Source organism: Deltaproteobacteria bacterium GWC2_65_14 (genome assembly GCA_001797615.1).
Taxonomy (GTDB): Bacteria; Desulfobacterota; Deferrimicrobia; order Deferrimicrobiales; family Deferrimicrobiaceae; genus GWC2-65-14.
Genome location: MGPV01000028.1, coordinates 5,435 through 8,900, shown reverse-complemented (window position 1 = coordinate 8,900; position 3,466 = coordinate 5,435). Strand labels below are relative to the sequence as shown.

The window sequence follows — 3,466 nt, the reverse complement described above, 5'->3', positions numbered from 1 at the left end:
GCGGTCGACGAGCTTCTCACCGGGACCAAGGCGGACCTGGCGATCAAGGTCTTCGGTCCCGACATGGAGGTCCTCAAGGAGAAGGCCGCGGAAATCGAGGCGGCGATCCGGGCCGTGCCGGGGGCTGCGGACGTGCAGAAGGACCAGGTGACGGGAACCCCGCAGCTTCGGATCACCATAGATCGCCAGGCGATCGCGCGCCACGGGATCAACGTGGGGGAGGTCCAGCACATCATCGGCACGGCCGTGGGGGGGGAGAAGGCCGGGCAGATCTTCGAAGGCATCCCCCGGTTCGACATCCTGGTCCGCTACAAACCGGAGGATCGGAACAGCGCGGAAACGATCTCCCGTATCCTGGTTCCCGCCCGCGGAGGGGCAAAAGTGCCGCTGGGCGACCTGGCGAAGATCGAGGAGATCGTCGGTCCCAGACAGGTGACCCGGGAGAACAACCAGAGGTTTGTCGCGGTCCAGTGCAACGTGCGCGGGCGGGACATCGGGTCCTTCGTCGGGGAATCGCAAAAGGCGATCGACGCGAGGGTGAAACTCCCCCCGGGATACTTCGTGGACTGGGGCGGGCAGTTCGAGCTGCAGGAGGAGGCCAACAAGCGCCTGGCGCTGGTGGTTCCGGTCACTCTCCTCATCGTCTTCCTGCTGCTCTTCATGACGTTCCATTCCCTGAAAAACTCCCTGCTGATCCTTCTCAACATTCCGCTGGCGTTGGTGGGCGGCGTCACCGGCCTGTGGATTTCCGGCCAGAACCTCTCCGTCCCGGCCTCGGTGGGATTCATCGCCCTGTTCGGGATCGCTCTCGCCAACGGGATGGTGCTGGTGACCTATCTCAACCAGCTCCTGCGGGAAGGTGTCCCCATGGAGGAAACGTGCATCCGGGGGGCGTGCCTTCGGCTGCGTCCGGTTCTGATGACGGCGCTGGCGGCCGGGCTGGGCCTGGTTCCCATGGTGCTGTCGCACGGGACGGGGAGCGAAGTGCAACGTCCCCTGGCCACGGTGGTGATCGGGGGGCTGGTGACCTCGACAGCCCTGACCCTGCTGGTCATCCCGGCGATTTACAGGTGGTTCGCCATCCGCGTGGAGAAGGAGCCCGTTTCTCGCTGACTCGAAAGGAGGAAGACCCATGAAGGAAGTCAAGGCGTACTTCAAGCCCCACAAATTGTCAGCCGTCGCCCGGGAACTTCAGAAGGTGGAGGGACTCACCGGAATGAGCGTGACGGACGTGAGAGGGTTCGGACGAGGGAAGGCCAGGGACGCCCCCCAGCGGATCGTCGAAGACCTGGTGGATTACATCCCATACGTGAAAATCGAGCTCTTCTGTCGGGACGATCTCGTCGAACAGACCGTTTCGGCGATCGAAAAGGTGGCGCACACCGGTCTTCGGGGCGACGGCAAGATCTACGTGTCGAACGTGGAGGCGGCCGTCCGGATCAGCACGGGAGACCGCGGCGAGTCGGCCGTCTGAACGATATGAGGAGGAGACGACGATGACAAAGCGGACCGTCCTGGCGTTACTCATTTGGGTTCTGACGATCGCCGGATGTACCGGGACCGGGGAGATGATCCGGTCCCGGAGCGCCGGTGTCCGGAGGGACGTGTTCGAGGAATTGCGGGAAAGGACACCGATCCCCAAGGGCCATGCCGATCTCCGCATCGTTTCTTCGTTGAAGATCCACCGGCCCGGATATTACCCTTTCGACGACAAGACCCACGGCACCCCCGATTACATGCTGTTGGTCAACATCGACGGGCAGGCGATTCGGGTCAAGGCGACCCTGAAGGAAGAAGGCATCGAGCCCGGAAAGCCCGGGACACAGGAGACCGGGGAAGGAATCCGGTATCTCTTCGGAAAAGATCTTCGTCTGAAAGCCGGGGTCCACAGGCTGTTCATCGCGCTTCCCGAAGACGGTGTCGCCATCGAGAAGGAAATCCTGTTGAAGGACGGCAGCGATAACATTCTCCGGCTGGAGCCTGTCTATCGCTCCGCGAAGAAAGCAGGGGTCAGGAACTCGGTGTATATCAAGGGAGAGCCGAGCTTTGCCAGGGGCATACAGGGGTTCGTCGTCCGCTTGAACGATCAAACCCTGTGACCACGCTCGTTGCGCCGTCGAAGCCCGGGAGGTCAGCGCCTCGCATGGCGCGACAGGTAGGAGACGATCGTGCTCCGCTCCTGTTCCGTCATCGCCTCCCTCCCCATCTCCCTCACGCGGCTCCGCATCCGGTCCACGACGGCAGGCCACTCCTGCGCCGTGTGGAGCTTCGGGTCCGGCAGGGGGTGGCACCGGGAGCAGACGGTTTTGAAGGAAACGGCCCCCGCTGATTCGGGTTGAGGCAACGTTTCCGGAGACGCGGGCTTCATGGCATGGGTCTTCATGTACTCGGTGATCGCCTCCCGTTCTTCGGGAGACGGGATCTCCATCCCCATCCCCTGCATCATGGGCATGCCGGACATCATCGACATCCGGGCGAACATTCTGCTTTCCACGGCCGGCCATTCCTGCGCTGCATGCAACGAAGGGCTGGGGATGTCGTGGCATGGACTGCAGAACCGGGTCACCAGATCGGCTCCCCGGCTTCCGGGATCGGGGAGGTCTCCCGGAGGAACGCCATGGGGGAGCATGGTTCCCATCATTCCCTTCATCATCTCCTTCATCTGCCGACGGCCCGTCATCCCTCCGTCGCCCATCATCGGCATCATTCCGCTCCCGGGGAGGAAACCGTGCGGATATTGCCGCTCTGTTTCTACATGTCTCGTCGCCAGGATGCCTGCCGCCCCGACGACGATCAGTACGATCGCGATGATGAGCAACCGATCCCGCGCCATTGGCCCCTCCCCTCAGGAAATGTCCCGTTTTTTCTCTTCGTACTCCTCCCGGGTGATTTCACCGCGGGCATACCGTTTCTTCAGGATGTCCAAGGCCGTCTCCTCGGATCTTCCACCCCCTGTGGCGTACTTCCGGATCATCCACGCAGCGAGAAAGACGAGCCCGACTACCAGAAGCAGCCAGAAAATCATGTTGAAAACCATCCATCCGCCCATTCCGCCGCCCATCATGCCGGTACCCATCATGATCTCCCGCCTCCCTTGAAATCCGCGCCTTTCCCGGGTGCGTCCGTGTACGCATCCGATTCGTTGTCCCAAGGGCTCCCGAAACACCGGTGAGGAAAATTTCCGGGGTCACGAAGAGCCTTCTCCGGTTTTCAGCGCATTTTTCAGATCTCCGACCAGGTCCCTGGCCGACTCCATCCCGATCGAGAAGCGGATCATGGAATCGGTGATCCCCCTCCGCCGCCGCTCTTCCGGGGTCAGCCCGAAGTGCGTGGTCGTCATCGGCTGAGTCGCAAGGCTCTCCGGACCGCCGAGGCTCGGAGCGATGAGGAACAACTCGAGGCGGTCGACGACCTGCGTCGCCTCCCGTCCCGACCCCCGGATCTCCAGGGTCAGCATCCCCCCGAA

Annotated in this window: 4 protein-coding genes and 2 pseudogenes (2 of these 6 cut by a window edge); 3 read left to right on the top strand and 3 right to left on the bottom strand. The window is 62.6% G+C overall.

Annotated elements, in window-relative coordinates; translation table 11 throughout:
- The 3 genes and pseudogenes from A2X88_07455 to A2X88_07445 form a co-directional block, all read left to right on the top strand.
- Window positions 1–1,113: pseudogene (locus A2X88_07455) on the top strand (metal transporter) (it extends 1,936 nt beyond the left edge of the window).
- 19 nt (window positions 1,114–1,132) lie between these two features.
- Window positions 1,133–1,474: a transcriptional regulator gene (locus tag A2X88_07450; protein OGP34565.1), complete on the top strand. Its 342-nt coding sequence runs from the start codon at window positions 1,133–1,135 to the stop codon at window positions 1,472–1,474.
- Window positions 1,475–1,496: 22 nt separating this feature from the next.
- On the top strand, window positions 1,497–2,099 hold the full coding sequence (locus A2X88_07445; GenBank protein OGP34564.1) for a hypothetical protein: 603 nt from the start codon (window positions 1,497–1,499) through the stop codon (window positions 2,097–2,099).
- Between the two features lie 32 nt (window positions 2,100–2,131).
- On the opposite strand, the gene A2X88_07440 is transcribed toward A2X88_07445, so the two are convergent.
- The 3 genes and pseudogenes from A2X88_07440 to A2X88_07430 form a co-directional block, all read right to left on the bottom strand.
- A complete protein-coding gene (locus A2X88_07440) occupies window positions 2,132–2,833 on the bottom strand; it encodes a hypothetical protein (GenBank protein ID OGP34563.1) in 702 nt (233 codons plus the stop codon).
- Between the two features lie 12 nt (window positions 2,834–2,845).
- Window positions 2,846–3,076, bottom strand: coding sequence for a hypothetical protein (locus tag A2X88_07435; GenBank protein OGP34567.1), 231 nt, complete (start codon window positions 3,074–3,076; stop codon window positions 2,846–2,848).
- Between the two features lie 111 nt (window positions 3,077–3,187).
- A pseudogene (locus tag A2X88_07430) lies at window positions 3,188–3,466 on the bottom strand (cystathionine gamma-synthase) (it continues 909 nt past the right edge of the window).